General features: G+C 43.3%; 18 protein-coding genes and 1 pseudogene. All 19 read left to right on the top strand.

Going from position 1 to position 23254, the window contains the following annotated elements:
* The first annotated feature begins 53 nt into the window (after positions 1-53).
* The 19 genes and pseudogenes from AM279_RS07065 (at position 54) to AM279_RS06975 (ending at position 23250) form a co-directional block, all read left to right on the top strand.
* Complete coding sequence (locus AM279_RS07065; protein ID WP_054407066.1) at positions 54-1079, top strand: glycoside hydrolase family 43 protein; 1026 nt, start codon at positions 54-56, stop codon at positions 1077-1079.
* A gap of 11 nt (positions 1080-1090) precedes the next feature.
* Entirely contained in the window at positions 1091-2185 is a 1095-nt protein-coding gene (locus AM279_RS07060; protein WP_082344191.1) for a glycoside hydrolase family 2 TIM barrel-domain containing protein, read from the top strand.
* Between the two features lie 3 nt (positions 2186-2188).
* Positions 2189-3361, top strand: coding sequence for an aldose epimerase family protein (locus AM279_RS07055; protein WP_054407065.1), 1173 nt, complete (start codon positions 2189-2191; stop codon positions 3359-3361).
* 3 nt (positions 3362-3364) lie between these two features.
* The gene (locus tag AM279_RS07050; protein WP_054407063.1) at positions 3365-4300 is read left to right on the top strand and encodes a glycoside hydrolase family 43 protein; all 936 of its coding nucleotides are present in this window, start codon (positions 3365-3367) and stop codon (positions 4298-4300) included.
* A gap of 269 nt (positions 4301-4569) precedes the next feature.
* Entirely contained in the window at positions 4570-7335 is a 2766-nt protein-coding gene (locus AM279_RS07045) for a carboxypeptidase-like regulatory domain-containing protein (protein ID WP_143090390.1), read from the top strand.
* A 9-nt stretch (positions 7336-7344) separates the two neighbouring features.
* Positions 7345-11859: a TonB-dependent receptor plug domain-containing protein gene (locus tag AM279_RS07040; protein WP_054407058.1), complete on the top strand. Its 4515-nt coding sequence runs from the start codon at positions 7345-7347 to the stop codon at positions 11857-11859.
* Positions 11860-12186: 327 nt separating this feature from the next.
* Positions 12187-13452, top strand: coding sequence for a site-specific integrase (locus tag AM279_RS07035; protein WP_054407056.1), 1266 nt, complete (start codon positions 12187-12189; stop codon positions 13450-13452).
* Positions 13453-14127: 675 nt separating this feature from the next.
* Positions 14128-14520, top strand: a complete 393-nt coding sequence (locus AM279_RS07030) for a single-stranded DNA-binding protein (protein WP_054407054.1) — start codon at positions 14128-14130, stop codon at positions 14518-14520.
* 45 nt (positions 14521-14565) lie between these two features.
* A pseudogene (locus AM279_RS07025) lies at positions 14566-15641 on the top strand (DUF932 domain-containing protein).
* 52 nt (positions 15642-15693) lie between these two features.
* On the top strand, positions 15694-15891 hold the full coding sequence (locus AM279_RS07020; protein ID WP_054410183.1) for a hypothetical protein: 198 nt from the start codon (positions 15694-15696) through the stop codon (positions 15889-15891).
* A gap of 9 nt (positions 15892-15900) precedes the next feature.
* Positions 15901-16098 (top strand): hypothetical protein, encoded by a 198-nt coding sequence (locus AM279_RS07015; RefSeq protein ID WP_236688504.1) that lies wholly within the window; start codon positions 15901-15903, stop codon positions 16096-16098.
* A 12-nt stretch (positions 16099-16110) separates the two neighbouring features.
* Positions 16111-16635, top strand: a complete 525-nt coding sequence (locus AM279_RS07010; protein ID WP_054407052.1) for a PRTRC system protein E — start codon at positions 16111-16113, stop codon at positions 16633-16635.
* A gap of 30 nt (positions 16636-16665) precedes the next feature.
* Positions 16666-16884, top strand: coding sequence for a PRTRC system protein C (locus tag AM279_RS07005; RefSeq protein ID WP_013406998.1), 219 nt, complete (start codon positions 16666-16668; stop codon positions 16882-16884).
* Positions 16885-16901: 17 nt separating this feature from the next.
* Positions 16902-18044: a hypothetical protein gene (locus tag AM279_RS07000; protein WP_054407050.1), complete on the top strand. Its 1143-nt coding sequence runs from the start codon at positions 16902-16904 to the stop codon at positions 18042-18044.
* Positions 18045-18056: 12 nt separating this feature from the next.
* Positions 18057-18770, top strand: coding sequence for a PRTRC system protein B (locus AM279_RS06995; protein WP_054407048.1), 714 nt, complete (start codon positions 18057-18059; stop codon positions 18768-18770).
* Complete coding sequence (locus AM279_RS06990) at positions 18770-19576, top strand: PRTRC system ThiF family protein (RefSeq protein ID WP_054407046.1); 807 nt, start codon at positions 18770-18772, stop codon at positions 19574-19576. Before AM279_RS06995 ends, AM279_RS06990 begins: the two co-directional genes overlap by 1 nt.
* Before the next feature lie 394 nt (positions 19577-19970).
* Entirely contained in the window at positions 19971-20279 is a 309-nt protein-coding gene (locus AM279_RS06985; protein WP_054410180.1) for a helix-turn-helix domain-containing protein, read from the top strand.
* Positions 20280-20302: 23 nt separating this feature from the next.
* Positions 20303-21805: an SMEK domain-containing protein gene (locus tag AM279_RS06980; RefSeq protein ID WP_054407044.1), complete on the top strand. Its 1503-nt coding sequence runs from the start codon at positions 20303-20305 to the stop codon at positions 21803-21805.
* Positions 21802-23250, top strand: coding sequence for an argonaute/piwi family protein (locus AM279_RS06975; protein WP_054407042.1), 1449 nt, complete (start codon positions 21802-21804; stop codon positions 23248-23250). Before AM279_RS06980 ends, AM279_RS06975 begins: the two co-directional genes overlap by 4 nt.
* Positions 23251-23254 lie beyond the last annotated feature (4 nt).

The following is a 23254-nucleotide window of genomic DNA, read 5'->3' as shown; positions in this document are numbered from 1 at the left end:
AAGGATTAAGCCGGGATGGCACTGTTATCCCGGCTTTTTCAAAACACATCCCAATGAAGAAGAAGTTAGTTTTACTCTCGCTACTTGCTGTTAGCGGCCTGTATGCCCAGAAAAAAACCTTTAACAACCCGTTGCTGCCCGGCGGTGCCGACCCATACAGCACCTACCACAACGGTTATTACTATTACACCCACACCCTGGGCGATAAGCTTATGTTGTGGAAAACCAAAAACCTGGCCGACCTTAAAAATGCCGAAAGTACCCTGGTATGGACTCCGCCAGCCGGAACTGCCTGGTCTAAAGAAATATGGGCGCCGGAATTTCATTTTATAAACAACAAATGGTATGCTTATTTTGCTGCCGATGATGGTAATAACAACAACCACCGCATGTATGTGCTGGAGAATACCTCAGAAGACCCGTTTAAAGGCAAATGGGAGTTTAAAGGCAAGATTGCAGCACCCATAGACCGCTGGGCTATAGATGGTAACGTGTTTACACTAAACAACCAGCTCTACATGATATGGAGTGGGTGGGAAGGCGATACCAACACCCAGCAAAACATCTATATAGCCAAAATGTCTAATCCGTGGACTATTGAAGGCAACAGGGTGCTGCTGTCTCAGCCTACACACAACTGGGAAAAACAGGGCGACCTTGATGACGCTGTTAACCCGCCACACGTTAACGTGAACGAAGGCCCGCAGTTCCTTCAGCACGGTAAAGATGTATTTATTATATATTCTGCAAGTGGCTGCTGGACCGATTTTTATGCACTGGGTATGCTGCGCCTAACGGGAACCGACCCTATGGTGCCGCAAAACTGGACTAAGAGCGAAAAACCTGTTTTTGCTAAAAGCGAAGAAAACGGCGTGTATGCACCAGGCCATAACTCATTCTTTAAATCGGCAGATGGCAAGGAAGACTGGATACTTTTCCATGCAAATGACAATCCCGGCGAAGGCTGTGGCAACAAACGTTCGCCACGCATGCAAAAAATAAGCTGGAACGCCGATGGTACCCCAAACCTGGGCACTCCGGTATCTAACAAACAAACATTACAAATTCCATCTGAATAAACAACTAAGCAATGAGAAAAGCTATTGTATCACTCGCACTTGTGGCAAGTTTAGGCGTTTCGGTGTTTAACCTTACATCAGGTACAGCTACAACTGAAAAAACAATAACCCTTGAAGGCCAGAAATGGAGCAAGGAAAAAGCCGATAAATGGTATGCCGAACACAAGTGGATATCGGGCGCTAACTTTATACCAAGCAATGCCATTAACCAGCTTGAAATGTGGCAGGAAAGCACTTTTGACCCTAAAACCATAGACCGCGAACTGGGTTATGCACAGGGAGTTGGCTTTAACACCATGCGTGTGTTTTTGCACAGTGTGGCCTATAAGGCTGACCCAAAAGGCTTTAAAAAGCGCATGGAGGAATACCTTAAAATTTCTGACAAACACGGCATATCTACCATGTTTGTGTTTTTTGACGACTGCTGGAACCCGAATCCCGCAGTGGGCAAGCAACCGGAGCCAAAGCCGGGAATACACAACTCGGGCTGGATGCAGGATCCCGGTTACCCGGATGTAGAACATGCCGATGATAAAGAGCTTGAGGCCTATGTAAAAGATATCCTTAAAACGTTTGGTACCGATAAAAGGATATTACTGTGGGACTTATATAATGAACCCGGCAACAGCAACAAAGGCGCTAAGAGCCTTCCGCTACTAAAAAATGTGTTTAAATGGGCACGCGAGGCAAACCCAAGCCAGCCTATTTCAGCCGGTTTATGGAACTGGAACCTGCCAGAGCTAAATACCTTACAGGCACAAAACTCAGATATTGTAACCTATCACTTCTATGAGGATATGGACGGCCACAAGCGCATAATTAACCTGCTAAAAACGCACGACAGGCCAATGATATGTACTGAGTATATGGCCCGTACAAAAAACAACAGCTTTTACAACCACATGGCGCTGCTTAAAGAGCAAAACATTGGCGCTATAAACTGGGGCCTTGTTGCCGGTAAGAGTAATACCATTTATGCATGGAGTACCCCGGTGCCAAGTGGTGATGAGCCTGATATTTGGTTCCACGATGTGTTCCGCCAGGATGGTACGCCATACCGCCAGGACGAGGTTAATATTATCAAGAAACTTAACGGAGTAAAGTAATTTATGAAGAAGTATAAAAGTATAATTTGCTGTTTAGCAGGGGTTTTAGTAATTGTTTCATGCAAAAACGAAACCCCTGCCAATAACGGCAATACCGAAAAACCAACCACTGAAAAGCAGGTTGCCGAACTGAAAAAAGCTGATTTTGAGAGTACTATAGATGGTAAGGCTACCGGTCTTTATTTTATTGAAGCCAAGGACATTAAAATTGCCTTTACCAACTACGGCGCACGCATTGTGGGTCTTTGGGTGCCTGACAGCAAGGGTGTTATGACCGATGTTGTGGTAGGCCACGGCAGTGTGTCAGACTTTAAAAACTCGAGCGAACCATACTTTGGCGCTACCATAGGCCGTGTGGGCAACCGCATTGCCAAGGGTACTTTTAAGGTAGACGGCAAAGAATACCATGTGCCGCTAAACAACGGCGTTAACAGCCTGCACGGTGGCAAAAAAGGCTTTCAGGATGTAGTTTGGGATGTAAAGCAAACCGATGCTAAAACACTTGTATTCAGTTACCTGTCGCCTGATGGGGAGCAGGGATTCCCGGGCAACCTTAAGGTTACGGTTACCTATTCGGTAGACGACAACCAAACCCTTAAAATGGATTATAAGGCCACTACCGATGCCAAAACACCGGTAAACCTTACGAACCACGCCTTCTTTAACCTTAACGGAGAGGGTAGCGGCACCATTCTTAACCACCAGGTTATGATTAATGCAAACAAATACACTCCTGTAGATGAGGGGCTTATACCGTTTGGCAAGCTTGAGGCTGTTGCCGGCACCCCGTTTGATTTTACCACATTCCATACCATTGGAGAACGTGTAGAGGCTGAAAACCAGCAACTTAAAAATGGTGCAGGTTATGACCACAACTATGCGCTTAACACTACAGGCAAAGGCCTTGAAAAAGCGGCTACTGTAGTGGGTGATAAGAGCGGAATACAGATGGATGTTTACACGGTAGAGCCTGGTTTACAGTTCTATAGCGGTAACTTTATGAAAGGCCAAAACACCTTTAAATCAGGTGCTAAGGATGATTTCAGGACGGCATTTGCCATGGAAACACAGCATTTCCCTGATGCTATAAACCAGCCTGCATTTGCACCCATAACCCTTGAACCGGGCGCAGCATACCACACGGTATCGGAGTACCGCTTTAGCGTAAAAAAATAAGGTATGAAGTTAGTTAAGTATTTGTATATCATGTTGTTTTCTGTGGTGATTTACGCGCAGGACAACAACCCGCTGCTGGCCGACCCTACCATTTTTGAGCACAACGGTACCTACTACCTGTATGGTACCAAGGGCAGCAAAGCCATTGAGGGTGAGGGATTTCTGGTGTATACCAGTACCGACCTCAAGACCTGGAGCGGCCCTGCCGGTGCGCACGACGGTTATGCCTTTAAAAAAGGCGACGGTTTTGGCACATGGGGCTTCTGGGCGCCACAGGTTTTTCAGCATAACGGCAAGTTTTACATGGCCTATACAGCCGATGAAAACATTGCTATCGCTGTGGCCGACAGCCCGTTAGGTCCGTTTAAAAACGATGGAAATGCCATAAAATCAGATGTTAGGCAAATTGACCCCTACATCTATTTTGAGGACGGCAAGGTCTATATGTACCACGTTAGGCTTGATAACGGCAACCGTATTTTCGTAGCCGAGATGGAGCCTGATTTCACCGCCCTGAAAACCAATACCTTAAAAGAGTGTATTACGGCTACAGAGCAATGGGAGGACACCGAAAAAGTGAAATGGACTGTAACTGAGGGCCCTACGGTGCTTAAAAAAGACGGTACCTACTACCTGATTTATTCGGCAAATGACTTCAGGAATAAGGATTATGCCGTGGGATATGCCACAGCATCAACACCTTACGGTCCGTGGAAGAAGGTCAGTACCCCATTTATCAGCCGCCATACGGTAGGCTATCCGGGTTCAGGGCACGGCGACGTGTTCTATGACAAGAAAGGAAATATGTATTATGTGTTCCATACCCATTTTAGCGATACAGAAGTAGCCCCGCGCAAGACTGCCGTGGTGCCTATCTCTTTGAAAAAGGGTAAGTTAACAATACAAAAAGGAAAAACTATAGTTTGGTTAAGTTTATAGTTTGGGTTAATTTTTACTAAAGCGGAAAGGGCTGCCCGATACATGGCGGCCCTTTCTTATTTTTCTTACAAAACCACTTCAAAAAGTGCTTAATATTTCACTTTCGGAATTCATTTTCACGGTGTGAAATATTAAAATGCAGTTTGGCTTCCGCAAAACAGGATTTCTAAAAAGAGGGCAATACATTTTCGGTAAAAAAGAAAATTTATTTCGCACCCTGTCCCAACCTTTTTTTGTTAAAGGATATCCTTATTATAAAAGCCAACCTCATGAGATACTTTTTACTCCTGTTCCTCTTTTTTCCCATTTTTGGCTATGGCCAGTTTTTTACCTACAAGGGCATAGTGAGCGATGCTGACGGTATGCCGCTGCCCGGTGCCAACGTTTGTGTTAAGAACACGACTAACTGCACCACGGCCGATATTGAGGGCAACTATACCCTGCAGGTTAAGCCCGGCGATATTATACAGGTTAACTACATAGGCATGGTAACGCGTGAGTTTACTATTACCGCCACAGGCAGCGTTATTGCTACCGGCACCGGCGAGGTAAAACCCATACTGAGCGATGATTTTGCCAACGCCCTTATTAAAGAGGGTAATGATACCCGGGTGCCCGAACCATCGGGTACAACCCGTACCTATTTTAAGGATCAATATTCTTATAACAATGTAGTGCTGGTTAAAAAGGATAAGGATAATGAGTATACGTTTGTCACGGCAAGGGACTACCACAAGCTGTTCCTGGAGCTGTACCACGATTTTACCATTGGCACACCCATTAGGCTGCACGGCTATCAAAACACATATGCACAGGGCAGGAGCCTTAATGGCGCTGCTACTTATCAAAGCCCCGAAACCGGCGAACCCTTTAGCTGGGGCCCTGCCATAAGCACCCTGCAAACCACTGCAAATGCCACCCCATACTACCCCGGCGGAGACATAACCCCCGGTGTGGGCAGCCCTGTGGCAACCTACAACCGCAATGGCTTGTTTCGCAACAGCTATGAGCAAAAAACCACCCTTTCGGCTAAATTGCTCATGCCAAAGCGCGATTACCTCAAGCTGGGCATGAGCTACAAAAGCGGCAACGGCATACTGCCCACGGCAACAAGCAATGAGGTTAATACTACCTTTACCTACTTTATACCGCTCACAAAGCACAACCTTACTGCCACGGCGGGTTACAACCGGTTTAACAACAACCTGAGCAACTTTAACTTTATATACAACAAGGCCATTTTTGCCAATGCCGTTACCCCGACGCACTTTAATAACGGCCTGGGCAGCGTGTTGCCCGGCGGCCTGCCCCGCAGCTACAGCAACCTTGAAAACAACCCCTACTACCTGCTGGATTACAACCTTGACGAAAACCTGAGCAACCTGTACACTTTTAAGGTTAGCGATGAATACCATTATGACCGCATTAATAACACAGCAACGGTTACCGCACAGTTTAGCAATATAGAGAACACCGGGGGCAACGTGCCTTTTGCCGCACAGGTGGCAGGGGGAGATTATACCCAGCGCAAAGAGATGTACAACAGTATTTTGGCTGAAAATAATTTTACCTATCAGGGGCATAATGGCCTTAGCCTGGGTGCCCGCCTGTTGCTTAACTACCAGGAGCGTGATTTGCAGCGCGATTACTTAGAAGGCTTTACCGGCCTTGATGCTTATCCGGCTGTGGCCGATGACCAATTCAGTATTTCACGCAGGCAAAGCAGGGCATCGGCTAACCTTAACCTCAATGCAAAATACCGCGTAAACAGCCTGCTGGGTTATTATGATGACCTTTTACTTAATGCCGCTGCCGATGCAGGCTATTCGTCAACCTATAAAAACAATATATACTTTGGCGGCTATGCCGGTTTTGACTGGGATGATGTTATAGAGCGCTTTGCCTTGTTTGGCAATGTGGCAGTTAAGCAGTATGAGCCTGTGCTGCAATACAACAACCTTGCTTTTAACAGCCTGTTGTATCGGGTTTCAGATTTTAAGCAAATGAGCGCCACCCAGGAACTTTTTGCCCCAAATACCACCCTGCTTACGCGGGAAACCAACTACAGTGTGGGTGCCGAATACAAATGGCCGGTATCGGCAAGGCTGGAGCTGTACAAAAAAGACATCAGCAACCTGTATGCCCCCGTTAACCAAGGTGGCACTTTTGCCTGGATGCCTGCTGCAGACTACACCCAGCGCGGGCTGGAGGTTTCGGCATCGTACGATCATTATATAAATGGCGACGATGTAATGTTTAGCCACACACTTAGCTTCAGTACCTATAAAAACAAGGTAACTGCCGTGCGCGGCGGGGGCAGCCGCATAGCCATTGCCGGTTTTGCCGATGTAAATAAAAACTATATGGTAGGCCAGCCGTTGGGCGCCATTGTGGGCAGCGCTTATGAGCGCGATGCGTATAACAATATTGTGGTGGGCAGCGACGGTTTTCCGCTCGTGGCGGCAGAACCAAAGGTTATAGGCGACCCAAACCCTGATTTTGTACTGGGTATTAACACCACCCTGCGCGTGCACCGCTTTAGCCTTAACCTGGGTTTTGACTGGAGCAGGGGCGGCCAGCTATGGAACGGCACCGGGCAAACGCTTGATTATTATGGTGTTTCGGGGCTTTCCGGGCAGCAGCGCAACGTTACCAATTATGTGTTTAACGGCGTTACCCAAAGCGGTCAGCCCAACACACAGCCTGTTAGCTTTTATGATGTTACCCAGCCCGTTACCCAAAACCGCTGGCAGCGCTACGGTGCGGCAGGCGTAGCCGAAAGCGCTATAGAGAGCGCCACCTACTTCCGCTTTAATAACCTGTCGCTAAGCTATTCTAACGAATACAGGTATAACTACAGCCATGCGCCGCGCTATACGGTTTCGGTATTTATAAACAATGTGTTTGTGGTAGCTAAAAGCAAAACGGCCTTTAGTGCAAACACCATGTTTAATGCACCCGAAACATCAGGACTCGACTATTTTAACTCACCCCTGCAACGCATGTACGGCCTTTCGGTAGGCATTAAATTTTAACCCGACATCATGAAAAAAATACTCACCATAATCCTCCTTATAAACGCGGTTGTACAGGCGCAGTCGCCCGATGCTTTTTACAAAGCCCGGCAGCAGGAAAAAGTATATGCCCACCTTAACAATGTGCTGTACCTGCCCGAAGAAACCGTGTATTTTACACTGTATGCAACCAATGCCAATAATACCCCCACTACACAAAGCGATTATGTGTATGCCGATGTGTATGATGGTGCAGGCAAGCCTATTGCCCGGCAGTGCTACCTGTTGTCGCAGGGTAGGGCACAGGGTTCTTTTACGCTTGGCAAAGAGCTGCCGGGCGGGCTCTACCGCATAAAAGCCTACACAAAAATGCAGCAGTTACTGGGCGAACCCGGTTTTGAAAAGAGCTTTTTTGTGCAGAAGGTATCGGCTGCAAGGCTGCTCATGACACTCGACTTCAAGAAAAAAGGCTATGGGCCGGGCGAGGTGGCTGAAGCCGATTTTACCCTGAAAAGCAACGATAACCAGCCCCTGGCGTGCCAGCCGTTTGAATATGATGCCTATGTAGAGGGCAAAGCGTTGGGCACCCTTACCGGTGTTACTAATGATGAGGGCAAGGCCGTAGTGCGCATTACGCTGCCCCGTGATATTAAGGTTAACGATGGTATTGTAAATGTAAAGGTAAGCTATGAAGGCATGCAGGAGTCGGTTACGCGCTCCATACCCATAAGCCTTAACTATGCCGATTTACAGTTTTTACCTGAAGGGGGGCAGTACATTGTGGGCCAGCCCGCCAATGTGTTTTTTATTGCGAAGAACGAGTTTGGCAAACCGCTCGATGTTTCGGGCTACATACAGGATGCCCAGGGCAATAAGGTAGCTGATTTTATGAGCTTTTACGATGGTATGGGCAAGGTGGCCTTTACCCCGCAGGCCGGCAAAAGTTATGAGGCGGTGCTCACGGCCCCCTTCGCCGGAAGGCAAAAATATGCACTGCCTGCACCATTAAAAAGCGGCTATAGCCTCATGGTAGAAAACAAGGACAAGGCTGTTGAAATTAGCTTTACCGCACCGGGCAAAAGCAGTTGCGGGCTGCTCATCCGCAACCAGGATAAGGTGCACGGTTCTTTTACCGTAGACCTTAATCGTACACCAAAATATATTCTCCCCACCACAAAATATCCTATAGGCGCATATGCCGTATCTATGGTGGTAGACGGACAGATAGTGGCCGAGCGCCTGGTATTCCTCAATTATCAGGACGGGCTCAACATTACCCTCCAAACCGATAAGCCCGAATACAAACCGCGCGAAAAAGTACAGGCCACGATTATAACAAAAGATATTGACGGCAACCCTGTGCCATCGGCTCTAAGCATATCTGTAGTAGATGAAAAGCTGTTGAGCTATATTGACGACAAGCAGCACAACCTGCTTACCTGGATGTATTTTGGGCAGGAGCTAAAAGGTACCGTGCACGAGCCCCGCTTTTATTTTGATGCCAAAGAACCGCTTGAAAAACGCATGCAGGCGCTCGACCTGCTGCTCAATACCCATGGGTGGAGGCGCTACACACAACAGGATGTTAACGGTTTTACAGGCTCAGCACCGGTAGTAAGCCCCGAAAGATCGGGCGATGTGGAAGGCTTTGTACAAACCCTTACGGGCAAACCGGCATCGTTAAAAGTATACCTGCTTACTGAAGACGGTAAGGTGTATGAAACAAAGGCCAACAACAAGGGGTATTTTAAATTTCCGCGTATGAATTTTGGCAACATTGCCTGGCTTGTTGCCGAAAGCCGCCGCAACCGCCAACACAAGATAATTAACTCCATATCAAATTATAACAATGTGGTGGCCCTGAAAGATTCCCTTAAGGTAACGGGTATAGAATACAACACCCCGGCCATGCCTGCCAAACAGGGCATTGTTACTACTACCGAAGCCAAACAGGAAGTGCAGGGCGAAAAGATATCGCTGGGCGAAGACAGCAACCGGCTTGAAGAGGTTGTGGTGGTAGGCTATGGCACGGTTAGCCGTAACCTTTCTAATGCTACGGTAACCACGGTGCGCGTAGAGGGCGTACCGTTGCAAAACCTGGCAGGGAGGGTAGCGGGTGTAGATGTGCAAACCGGCACCGGCCAACCGGGCGCCAATGCTGCAATAAGTATAAGGGGTGCAAGGTCTGTTTACAGCGGCGACCCGCTGTTTGTTGTAGATGGTATCCCTATGGTTAATAACGAAAACAGGTCGGTGCTTAATACAGTTTCACCCCACATGATACAAAGCATCACCGTACTTAAAGATGCCAATGCCACTGCGGTTTATGGTTCGCGCGGGGCTAACGGGGTTATACTTATTACCACTAAAAACGGCACCGATGCACACGGCATTTACCTGGGCAAAACCAACCATTATACCTACGAGCAGGTGCACCAAAACGGCGGCCGCAAATTAAACACCGCCGCCGCATTTTACACCCCGGTGTATACAACCACCCTGACTGATGAAAAAACCGACTTCAGGAACTGCCTCTACTGGAACGGTACGGTGCAAACCAATGCACAGGGCACGGCACACTTTGAGTTTTATAATTCAGATGATACGGGCACGTTCAGCATCCTTGCAGAAGGCACTTCATACAAAGGCGATTTGGGCATGGGCAAGCTGAGCTACACGGTTAAAGCCCCCCTGCAAACCGATGTAAAGCTGCCGTTATACTCCACCCAGAAAGACGTTATCAACCTGCCGCTGTGGGTTAAAAACAACACCGGTGAAACCATTACCGTTACGGCAGAACTACAGCCCACACCGTATTTTACCGTAAACACCCCAACCCATGATGTAAAGCTTGCCGCCAACGAGGCCAAAACGGTATACTTCGCCGTAAAGGCCATAAAAACAGGCAGTAAAGTGCCGGTACACATAACTGTTAAGGCAAACGGCTTTACCACATCCATTAAAAAGCAGATGGACATAAACGCCAAGGGCTTCCCGGTAAGCGTAAGTTTTTCAGGCATGAGGTCGGCAACGGGCAGCTTTAACCTGGCTAATGTAGTACCCAACACCATTGAATCTGAACTGCGCTGCATTGTTAACCCCTTTACCGAGCTTACCAAAAACCTTGAGGCCATGCTGCGCGAACCTTATGGCTGTTTTGAGCAGGTGTCGTCCAGCAATTATCCTAACATTATGGCACTGCAATTACTGGCTGCAAAAGGCGGCATGGATGATGCCTTTAAGCAAAAAGCGCTCGGCTTTCTGCAAAACGGCTATAACAAGCTTAAAAACTACGAGAGCAAAGGCGGCGGTTTTGAGTGGTATGGTGGCAACCCCGGCCACGAGGCACTCACGGCTTATGGTTTGCTTCAGTTTCATGAAATGAAAGATTTTGTAAACGTTGATGCCGAAATGGTTAAGCGTGCCACCAAATGGCTGTACAGCCGTAAAAACGGCAATGGCGGTTTCAGGCAGCACTCGGGCAGGTATGGTTTCAGCGGCATCCCGGCAGCGGTAAACAACGCTTATATTGTATATGTGCTTTCTGAAATTGGTGCGAAAGACTTCCGGAAAGAATATGACGCCACACTTAATGAGGCACTTAAAAGCCGCGATGTATACCGCATGGCGCTAATGGCAAACGCTGCCTTTAACCTGGGCGATATACCGTCATACAAAAAACTGCTGCAATATATTAAGGAAGGCACAGAGGGTAAAAAACCTGATGAAATTAAAATTGAGGAAACAGTGGTGCACAGCTATGGCACTTCTAAAACGGTAGAATGGCAGGCGCTTTATGCACTGGCGCTTATGAAAGAGCAAACCACCAGCCGCGAATTAATGGGCGCTATTGACCACATACAGTCGGCTAAAAACGCTTATGGGTTTGGTTCAACACAGGCTACGGCGCTTGCGCTAAAGGTTATAACTACATACTCTAAAATGGCACAGTACGGCCCCGGTAAGGCAGATCTGACAGCATCAGTAAATGGCGTTACCCTTACTAATACGTATGATAACGGCGGTAATATAGCCATAAACACGGCACCCGCCCTAAAAGAGGGTAGTAACGAATTTGCCATACACTTTACCAATACAGCGGCGCCTTACCTGCTGTACATTAACTACCAGAGCATAAAGCCCGAAAATTCGCCACATTGCCAGATGGAGCTTAAAACAAGCCTTACGCAAACTAAAATTAAGGTTAGCGAAACCACACGCATACAGGCACAGGTAACCAACCGTACTAACGAGGTGGTATTTAACCCCATAGTGCGCATAGGCCTGCCGGGCGGTACATCGCCCGAGCCGTGGCAGCTAAAGGAGCTGGTAGAGAAAGAAGTGGTAGATTATTATGAAATTTTCGGCAGTGAACTGGTATTATATTTCAGGGCTATAGATGCTAAAGAAACCCGCAAAATAAACATCGACCTCAAGGCGCAGATACCCGGGCAGTATACCGGTGTAGCCTCATCGGCCTACCTGTATTATAACAACGAACACAAAAACTGGAACAACGGGCTTACCGTGGAGATTGTTGATTGATGATTTAAGATTGATGATTGTTTTTAGGATTTTGTGATTTGTGATTTGTTTTTTGGAATTTTTTTAAAAAAATATTAGAAGAAAGCAAAAGTAAGCAAAACGGTTAAGACCGTTCATATACAGTGGTTTATAAAACGTGGGGAAGAATTTGGAAGTAGGTGTCCGACAGGTTTTGGGCTTAAAATGACAAGGTTAGGTTACTAAATCGTTACTGAATAGAACCAACCGAATGATAATATAACAGTTTACATTTCAGTTATTTGCGCCACTTTTCATATTCCCTTGTAACTCAATAAAAGTTAATTTTAAACGTTAAACAATTGAGTTATGGAACAAGAGAAAAGATCCACGTTCAAGCTGCTTTTCTACCTGAAGAAAAATGAACCTAAGAAGAACGGGAATGTCCCTGTTATGGGGCGTATCACTATTGACGGAACACCAAAATCCTTTAGTACCAAACTGGACATCAACCCCAACAATTGGGACTTAAAGCATGGAAGGGTTTTGGGTAAAAGTGCCCAGGCGCTGAATACCAATCTTAAATTGGACAATATACGGGTGCGTATCAATAAGATTTACGATGATATGCTCAAAGACGAAGGCTTTGCAACCGCACAAAAAGTAAAGCTATCCTTTTTGGGAGTTGGTGTTATGGATGATGCCATCCTTAAAGTGTTTAAAGACCAGAATGAGGATTTTGAAAGAATGGTCAGTAAAGGCAAACGTTCTCAAAACACCTACTATAAATACAAGACCGTTTACAATCATCTATCCGAATTTATCAGGGAACGCTATCATAGGGAGGATATGGCGTTTCGGGAACTTACCTCAGACTTTATCCGGGAGTTCGATTTCTTTCTGCGCATAGATAAGGAATGTACACATAACACGGTTTGGGTTTATACCATGCCGGTTATTGCTTTGGCGGAACTGGCAATTAAAAAAGGCTTGATTCGACAAAACCCTTTTGAAGATTATGAAATCAGCATGGAGGAAACTGATCGCAGCTATCTTTTAAAAGAGGATGCAGAAAAGTTAATGCTTCTCAAACCGTGCAAATCCAAATACGAACTTGTAAAAGACCTCTTTATTTTCAGTTGCTTTACAGGGCTTTCCTATATTGATATTCAAAAGCTGAAATGGAGCAATATACAGTCCTTCTTTGATGGCCACCAATGGATCATTAGCAGAAGGAAAAAATCAGATGTTGCTTCAAACGTCCGCCTATTGGAAATTCCAAAACGTATTATTGAGAAATACAGGGGCGTTACCCGTAATGAGTATGTTTTTCCGGTTCCTTCCAATGCTACTTGCAATAGCCACGTAAAGAAACTAATAGAGGAAGCGGAAATTATTACAGAACAGAAAGTAACTTTCCATACTGCACGTCACACATTTGCTACCATGTTCCTCACTGAAGGTGTGCCACTTGAAAGCCTTAGCAAAATGATGGGGCATAAAAATATTTCCACCACACAGATTTATGCCAAGATCACAAGTCAGAAAATTAGTAAGGACATGGATTTAGTATCACATAAATTCGCCGGAATGGAAGCTGCATTTATTGAAATGGAAGAAGAGGTTATTGTGTAAAATTATTATTTACTTACAAATCGAAGCAGGATTAAGTCCTGCTTTTTTTATGCCCATACCTAATCCTTAAAGCACATTTATTTCTCCTGCACACACCCTCTACCATAAAAGAGCTTTAACAGGATGTACTGATAAACCATACAAAAAATCTTCCCTTCTGCTGCTCAACTAAATTTTCAGTATCGTTTACGTGGCTTCCCAGGCCACGATACTTTGAAACAATATAAGGTCTTTAAAAAATTCTGTTACAACTGAATGCAGATTTTGTAATCACACGGGGCCGTTTCCTAATGCCTTTTCCACCTGCTTCCACATAGTTTTTATTCAAGAGCCAGTATGCCGCTTTTGTTCCATTTCAAGAGCAAAGGTATGATCGTGTTCTTAACCCAGGAACAAGGTCATGCCCCTTGGGTTTGCCAAAAAATCTCCACCCATGCGGGTCGTATTTGTTTGGCAAAACCTTGTTCCTGCTAAACACTAACCTTTTATGCTCGTGAAACGAAACAAAGCATACTCCGGCTCTTTAGACGAATAAAAAAAATGTCAGTAATGGAAAAATACAGCATTGGAAACGGTAACAGAGTGAAACGAAACTTCAGCACCTCCTCTCATTACCGAATAAATCTAAAAAAAATCAAATCAGAACAAATTTCATAACGCAAAAAAATAGAAAACATGAACATCACAGGAAGACTGACAAGGGATGCGGAAGTACGCACAACGTCACAGGACAAACAAGTAGTAAACTTTTCGATAGCGACCAACGACAGCTACCGTAAAAAACAGGGCGAACGCATAGAGCAAACAACCTACTTCGACTGCTCATACTGGATGAGCCCCAAAGTAGCGAAGATACTCACCAAAGGCACATTGGTAGAGCTGACAGGCAGGGTAAGTGCAAGGGCGTGGACTGGCAATGACGGAGAAGCACACGCAGGGCTGAATTTCCATACCTCAAACATCAAACTGCACGGAGGTGGCAAAAGAGCAGAAACCGTACAAGCTACTGCAAAGGTAGAAAGTAACAAGGTAGTGCCACAGCCAATAGAAGATGACCTACCATTTTGACAACAACTATTCATTCAAATTTCAAACATTTTAAATATCAATATCATGGCACATAATATCAATTTCAACGAGAGAACAGGATGTTATTCATTCTTTAGCGTACAACAAAAAGCATGGCACGCGGTTTGGGGCAAATCGTAGAGCAATACCCCACAAGCGAGGGAGCTATCAAATACGCAGGGTTAGATTATGAAGTCGTAAAATCCCCACTTTTTACCAAAGGTTCGGGCATAATCGAAACTGCAAACGGCATAGAGATAGGCAGTAGTGAACTTGAAGTACCCAACTATTTCGCCAACGTACGCACCGACAACAATGCTGTATTGGGTGTTGTGGGCAAAGACTATCACATTGTACAAAACCGTGAAGCCTTCAATTTCTTCGATGCTATTGTAGGCGGTGGCGAGGGTATTCTGTACGAAACCGCAGGAGCATTAGGCAACGGAGAACGCATATTCATAACCGCAAAACTTCCTGACTATATCCGTGTAGGCAATGGCGATGACGTAACTGAGAAATATATCTTCCTCACGACTTCGCACGATGGTAGCGGAAGCATTACCGCAGCATTTACACCTATCAGGATTGTATGCCAAAATACACTTAACGCTTCGCTTCGCAACATGAGCAATGTTGTACGCATCAAGCACACTTCGGGAGCAAAACAACGTTTGGAAAACGCTCACAAGGTTATGGGCTTGGCGAACACACTAAGCAACCAGTTAGAAAGCATTTTCAATAAGTGGGCGAAGGTAAAAGTAACAGACAGGGAAGTAAGAAAACTAATCCAATTGGCACTTTGCCCGAATAAGGAAACATTTGATTTGCTGAAAAAAGGTGCGGAAGATGAAGTTTCCACCCTGTTCAAAAATACCGTAGAGGATGCCTTTGCATACGCAATGATAAGTGATACACAGCAAATGGACACCACTAAAGGCACATTGTTCGGGGCTTACAACGCTGTTACAGGCTACTATCAGAATGTACGCAATTATAAGAATGATGAGGCCAAGTTGCAAAGTATTGTAATGGGTGGTACTGCACAGTTAAAAACCCAAAAGGCTTTTGAACTATGCACCTCATTTGCAACAGACGGAGCAGAAATTCTAAACCTTAATTAAATAACTAAAGGCTACCGCCTTAAACGGTGGTAGCCTACTAAAAAATATGGTGATGAAATCAAAATCAATAGACGAAGCGAAAAGTATGGCTAAAGATAAAAGCCTTGAAACTGGGCATAAGAATGAAGCCACATACATCATTTATTGCAGTAGAAGCGAGTATTTCTATGTAGATACGGACAGCTTAATACGGCTTTGGGAACGGCTGATAGGCTACTATAAAAATGGAGTTTATACCGCTGAAAAATAACCTCATAATATGATGCCAGTAACAGATTTGAACGGTTGCCCTATTGAGGTAACAAACCTAAGAGAAGCCATAAAAATGGCAAGGCAATATAAAGAATACCGACACGAGGATAAGAGTTTCTCAGAGTTTGACAAACGGCAAAAAGCCTACTGGACGGATATGTACGAGAAACTGACAGCAATCAAAAAAAGATTAGACGACAATTAAAATTTAAGAACGATGAACGCAAATTTTTTCAATCAGATAGCACAGTTGGATTTTACAGGTAATCTGCAACTGACCATAGCAAAAGGCAATGACAGTAACCTTATTGTATCGGTTTTGCTCAATAACGAAGGGTGCAGAGATAACGCCAAAAACCTTATCCCCCCTTTGACCTTTAACGCCACTCCGCAGGAGTTTGACGAGGGATTTTTTGAGCAGATAATCACGCCTGTACAAAAGGCTTCGGGCTTAATGGTGGATATGGAAGCATTTATGAAACAATTGGAGGAAGCCAAAAAAAATTCCGCAATGGAGAAAGAGAAAGCTGATAAGCATAAGAAAGAGCAGGAAGCCAAAGACAAAAAAATCAAAGATGGAATGGCAAAGGCTGACGAACTGGAGAAAGATGGCAAATTCCGTGATGCGTGGATGAAAGTACCCGATATAACGGAGTTCCCCGAAAAAGCGGACGAAATCCGTAAACGCAAATCGGAATTATCGGAGAAGTTTTCAACACCGAGCCTTTTCGGAGCAGAGTAAACCAATTGTTTAACACTTAAAACGAGCATCATGTTATTAGCAACGCAATTAGAAAGGGTATTTATACTCAACGATAAAGGACAACAAATTAAACTGACCGACCCCGAACCAAAATGGAGTGTGGAAGCTGTGATGAATTTCTATGCAAATTCTTATCCGATACTGACCACTGCCAAAGTATCTGCCCCTGTTATCCGTGACGATACAGTACAGTACCGATTTGAGAGTGTAATGGGAACGAAAGGTTAAACCGAAAAGAAAAAACGATGAACTATGCAACGCAACATCATATCGGGTACTATCAAGACCCCACAGCAACCCAAACAGCGGACTTTGCACAAACAGTTGGGCGAGTTCGCAGACTGGATGCAAAGACCAAAGGACGCAAACGAGATACGGAAAGACAAATTGAAAGCCGTACCGATAGCCATGCTACCAATGGTTTTCTAAGATGTTCATTCCTCCCGAAACTGCAAGAAGCGGAAACGGCACAGGCTTGTAAGAAATCTGAAAAAACGGAGAGGGATTTTTACCAGTCCCTTTCCAAACTTGCAGGACATTACGGCATACAACCTATGCAGTCCAGGCAATATGGCTATCCCTATAATATCGCTTTGGCTTTGGATGATGCAGAAGAACAGTTAAGGAAGAAGTTTCGTGATTGGGAAGAAATACGTTTGATACAGGATAGTAAGAAAACTTATTTCGTGAGCGAGGAACGGTACAGTACAGGTGCGACCCTGTATTACATTCCTGTAGTGCCGTTGTACCGACTATCCAAGAATCCCAACCGTAAGCAAGCCGTACAGCTATTGCAGTCCGTGTGTGCCTACCTGTACCATATTGCAGATGTTCCCTATTATCGGCAGGAAAGCAGTTATCTGTATTGGATGTATGAAATGGTAACAGAGTGGATTGTATGCGATGATGAGAACGAGGACACACCAACCTATTTAAACGAGATTAGGCAAGCAGAACAGATAGGCGAACGTATGGAGCAGAAGATTTACAACGGGCAGAATTTGAGCCGATTTAAAAAATGTTTAAATGCCTTTAAAATCAAAGACAGCTTTGACCAAGATTGTTACAAACTGGCAAGCGAAGCCTTTGACCTGTATGGAAAATTCCCGACTGCCACCATAAACCGCAATGCCCTGCCAAACGGAGAAGATATGGAAAATGGTATAGGGATGGACAAATACGTTTCCTTTTGTGCCGATGCAAAGGGCACCTTGTTTCAAACACTATTCGACAGCGTTAACACTGAGTTGCAGGAATACGGACAGATGGAAGAACCGGCCATTGTGAAACGGTTTGATGGTAGTGATATTACCGCCAATACCCTTGAATTTGAAAACCGTGTTTTTGCCTTAATTGAGGAATTGATATACATACTGAATAACTATTAGATACGCCAAGCAATGAAAGATATAACACAAGACTTTGGAACACTTTACCACCCCTTATCGGCCTTGGTTTTCTACCAAAGCAAAGGAAGTAGTAAAACCACCTATGTAGAGCACTTTGATATGGATAAGAACGGTAATCCTATCAATGCCCATCCTTTGACAGAACGAGAAGCCAAAGTATTGGCAAAAGCACTTAATACGGAAAAGGAAAAGAGCAAGGCATTTTTAAAATCTAACGGCATTCTGCCTACCAACGTCCTGCACATTAATCCGAGTGAAAACGGTACGGTACTTTGGTACACCAAAGCACGAAAAGCCAAAATGTACTTTACGGAAAGCCTTGAAATACCAAACGGCACTGCACAAGTACCCGCAATGCTTTGGTATGCAAGCAAGCAGAGTGTAGTTGTTTTTGCCCTTGATAAAGACCGCAGACCTACCGAGAAAACCGCATTGTTTCACGCTCCGTTTTTCAATGTGTATGAGGATGGACACGTATGTATGGGAAATGTAGATGTGAACATCAAAAATTCGGCTTCGGTGGAAGAATTTATACAGGCGTGGCAAAGCTATTTTTTTAACAGCTATTTCAGCCACTTGGTAAACGAACACAACCCCATAAAAGGAAATTGTGTAAGCCTTTGGAAAGACCTTATCAGCACAGGTAAAGCCTTTCCTACAGAAGTACTGAAAAAGACAAACAAGACCATAAAAACGATATTGTAATGAACACAGAAATTTTAAAAGTCCATTTTACTGACAACTATTTGATAAATCCAACCAACCCGATAACGGTAAACGTAATCGGGGCAGGTGGCACAGGCTCAAAAGTAATGACCGCTTTGCTTGAAATGAACCATAGCCTAATCGAGTTAGGACACGCAGGATTATTTGTACGTCTTTGGGATGACGATGTTATTACCCAAGCCAATTTAGGCAGACAGCGTTTCGCTGAATGCGAGGTCGGGTTGTACAAGTCCGTTGCCATTGTTAACCGGATCAATCGTTGGGCAGGTACGAACTGGAAAGCCGAAGCAAGGAAATTTGAAAAAGACAGTAAGGAAAGGTTACCCGAAAACGCATTCGCCAATATTTATATTTCTTGTGTGGACAGCGTAAAAGCAAGGTTTGAGATTGCGGACATATTAAAAGGATTGACGGGCGGCAAAGCCTATTCCAACCGCCCACGCTATTGGCTGGATTTTGGCAACAGCAGGCATACAGGCCAAGCTATACTATCAACAATAGGAACTATACTGCAACCCAAGTCCGAGAAATACGAAACGGTGGCAAGCCTGCCAATGGTTACGGATGAATTTGGCGAGTTGCTCAAACAGTCGGAACTGGAAGATGATACGCCAAGCTGTTCGCTTGCAGAAGCGTTGGAAAAGCAGGATTTGTTTATTAATTCATCTTTGGTGCAGATGGGTTGCTCCCTGTTATGGGGTTTGTTCCGTAACGGACTGACACCATACCGGGGATTTTTTCACAACCTGAAGGATTTTCGTACTCACCCTTTAAAAGTCGCCTGATTAGAAAATCGGGCGGCAAAAAAGACACTCCCGCCCGATGTTCGGGGCAGTCTTTTTTGCATCGAAGCGGTGCAACCCCTTTGTCAAAATGGGATAACAACGCCCCATTCCTTCCGACACATTTTACCAAATAGGTTGCGACATTATTTGTGGGATATTCATTATCCCTTTCGTTGTTTTAGGAAACTTCTTTTCTTATCACATTGGCGACTAAGAAAAGAAGGAAAAGAACGTCATCTTTTATTAATACAGAGTTTTTAATTCTATTAGATTATCTTCTTGTGAAATTACACTAACAAACGGCTGGTATATTGATTTCTCAAACGAATTAACAATCAAATAAATAATGTATATTTGACATTATATGTCAAGTCGAATATTTCAAATACAAAAAATGGATTATAAAAAAACAGTTGGAGAAATATTACGTGCTAAACGAGAGGAGAAAGGACTTCTCTTAAGGCAAGTTGCTGCTTTGCTAGAAATGGATATAGCAATTCTGAGTAAAATTGAACGGGGGCAAAGAAATGTCAATAAGGAACAGGTTTTTAAACTCGCAGATATTTTGGGCATAGAACGTGAAGAATTACTTATTCAATATCTCAGTGAAAAAATTGCAGTTGAATTAAAAGACGAATTGTTAGCGGATAAAACTCTTAGAGTTGCCGAAAAGAAGATAAAGTATATGTCAAAAACTAAATAATAAACCTCGAAATATTTCAAAAATTGAATAGGATTGAATACATCAACAAGATAAATACTTGTGCAGCGAGATTTGTCTACGAAGTGGAAGGGTTTAATGCAATAGGAAATTATCATATTAATATCCATGCGGAGAATTTTTTGGTGCCGTTATTAAATGAGGTTTTCGGGTTAGAGCTTGAAAATCTTAACTCTACAAAAAAGAAAAATTTTCCAGCAATTGATCTGGCCGACTTTAAGAATAGGGTGGCTTTTCAAATTACGTCAACATCTTCTCTTGATAAAATTAGGACTACCCTCGAAACATTCTCAAAATATGACCTACAAAATGAGTTTGATGTCCTCTACTTATATCTTCTTACAGAAAAGAAGCCGCAATACAATGATGCAAAACTGCAAGATGCGATACCAGAGGGTTTTGGATTTGACTCAAGTGACCATATTATAGACAAGGACGTTATTCTTCAGAAAATAAATGCTATAAGCTCAACCCCCAAAATCCAAGCGATTTCTAAATTATACGAGCATGAGTTTTCGGATATACAGATTGAACAGCGCAAGCTTAAGTTTGAAAATGGATACTTGAATAACGAGCCAGAAGATATCTCGCCTAACATGGTCAAAATATCATTTTCGAAGGTCTTGTATAAAGCAGAGTTGTTTATTGATGAAGAAGCTATCCTCGAAAATCTAAACGATTATTTGGAGAGTATTGGAAAAAGGAAAGTGAAAAAATTGAAGCCAAACACACTGGTCAAAAAGGCTTTAAAACAGAATAAAGTATATTTTGAAGACTGGATTTTATATGAAAAATGCATTTATAGTTTTCGGGATTTATCTAAAAACAACGAACCGCTGAGAAAAATTATAGATGCCGGTACAATAACTACTTTGGATTGTAAAGACTTCTACGAACAAGATGAAGCAAGCAACAGGGTATTCAAAAACCTTTTAAGAAAATCTCTTATTCAACTTTGCTATTATAAAGGAATAGAATTCTTTCCCCCAAGAGGAATTTTCAGATTTGCCAATTCAAGACCTCCTAAAGCAAAGCAAATTAGATGGAAGGGAAAAAAAGAGTCTACCAAGACAGTAATATTCGAAATGACAAATAAGAAGGAGGGGCACATAATCTGTTATAGACACTTAGCTTTCAAAGCATCTTTTTTGAATTTTGAAATAGATTGGTATTTGGTCATAAATCCGACATGGAGCTTCACCAATCCGGGCGGATATAGGGAAAGTCGATTTGAATCAGCATATATGGCAGGGATAAAAAGACTTGAGAACAATAATTCTGTTTACAATTACTTTAGATTCTTCGCATACTATTTATCTTATACAGACCTTTTTGTTACTGAATATCCATACCTGCAGTCGTCAAAAAATGAACCACTAAGTTTATCTCCCAGCTTAGATGAGCAAAAATGGATACCAGTTAAAATCGTTGAAGAAACATCTGAGTTTACTCCAACGGAAATAAGCCTTGATAACGAATTAACCAACTCAATTTTTTCTGATCAATGAAATTAAGATATATAGAAGAACCATCATTACAATTTGGCTTAGGACATCATATTTGCCCTAAAAGCGGTATTTACAATTTTAATCCATTTGATATTGATCAAGTTAGACCTGAAAAAATCACCATCGGTGTAGTTGGAAAATCTGATAGTGTTGATGCTGTTTTAGAATGGATAGAATCATGCAAAACTCATATTGATGGTAAACAAAGTAAAACCCCACATCCCGACCTCTTTTTAAACTTTTGTGGTTTCAATAAAAATATAGGCTTTAAGTGTGAGATCAATTACGATGATACATACCTAAGAAAGTTAAATAACTCTGATTTAGAGAAAATCGTCAAGAAAGGCAATTCCCTGGAAATGATAATTGCGGAAATTACAGAACTTTATTTAGCTGAAATCAAATTCTTATCTAAGAATAAAAAACCGGATGTAATTCTTTGCGCTTTGCCTGAAAATTTAATGAAACATATTACCGAAGCAAAGGCAAAAGCTTCTGGTGAAGATGAAGAAGATACTGAAGTTCCTGAACGTGATTTTGATGAAGATGAGGTTTCTTCAAAAGAACAGAATTTCAGGAGAAATCTTAAAGCAAAGGCAATGCAATATAATGTGCCTATTCAAATCATCAGGGATAGAGTTGCGAAACCAACTAAAGAAATGCAAGACCCTGCAACGGTTGCTTGGAATTTTTTTACAGCATTGTACTATAAAGCTTCAGGAACGCCTTGGGCATTGATTAGAAAAGACTCTGCTGAAACTACTTGTTATGCAGGTATTAGCTTCTTCAAAAGTAGAGATAGAAGTTCAACGCAAACAAGTATTGCCCAAATATTTAATGAATTGGGGAAAGGAGTGATTTTAAGAGGTGAGGAAATTTCTTTGAAAAAAAACGATAGGACACCGCACCTTAGTGAAGAACAAGCATACAATCTTCTAAAGCAGTCCCTAACTGAATATTATGAAGCTGTAAAAATATTTCCGAAAAGACTGGTAATCCATAAGACCTCTAACTTCAGTGAAGATGAAGTTTACGGGTTTACCCAAGCAGCTCGCGATTTGCATATAAATCAAGTTGACTTAGTTTCTATACAAACATCTGATTTAAGATTATACAGGAATGGAAATTATCCGCCGATGAGGGGAACACATTTCGCTATGAGTGATAAACAGCACTTATTATATACAAGAGGATCTGTACCGTACTACGAAACGTATCCAGGCAGATATATCCCACGAGCCATCGAAATAAAATTAGCACAACACGATGAATCTCCAAATATCATTTGTAATGAAATCCTTGCATTAACCAAAATGAACTGGAACAATACTCAATTTGATAGGCAGATGCCTATTACAATTGAATGTGCGAGAAATGTCGGAGAAATATTAAAATATTTGAACCAAGAAGATAGTATGCAGCTTAAATACAGCTTTTATATGTAGAGAT

This window comes from Flavobacterium akiainvivens (genome assembly GCF_001278115.1).
Lineage (GTDB): Bacteria > Bacteroidota > Bacteroidia > Flavobacteriales > Flavobacteriaceae > Flavobacterium > Flavobacterium akiainvivens.
This window is presented reverse-complemented; position numbering and strand designations above follow the sequence as displayed.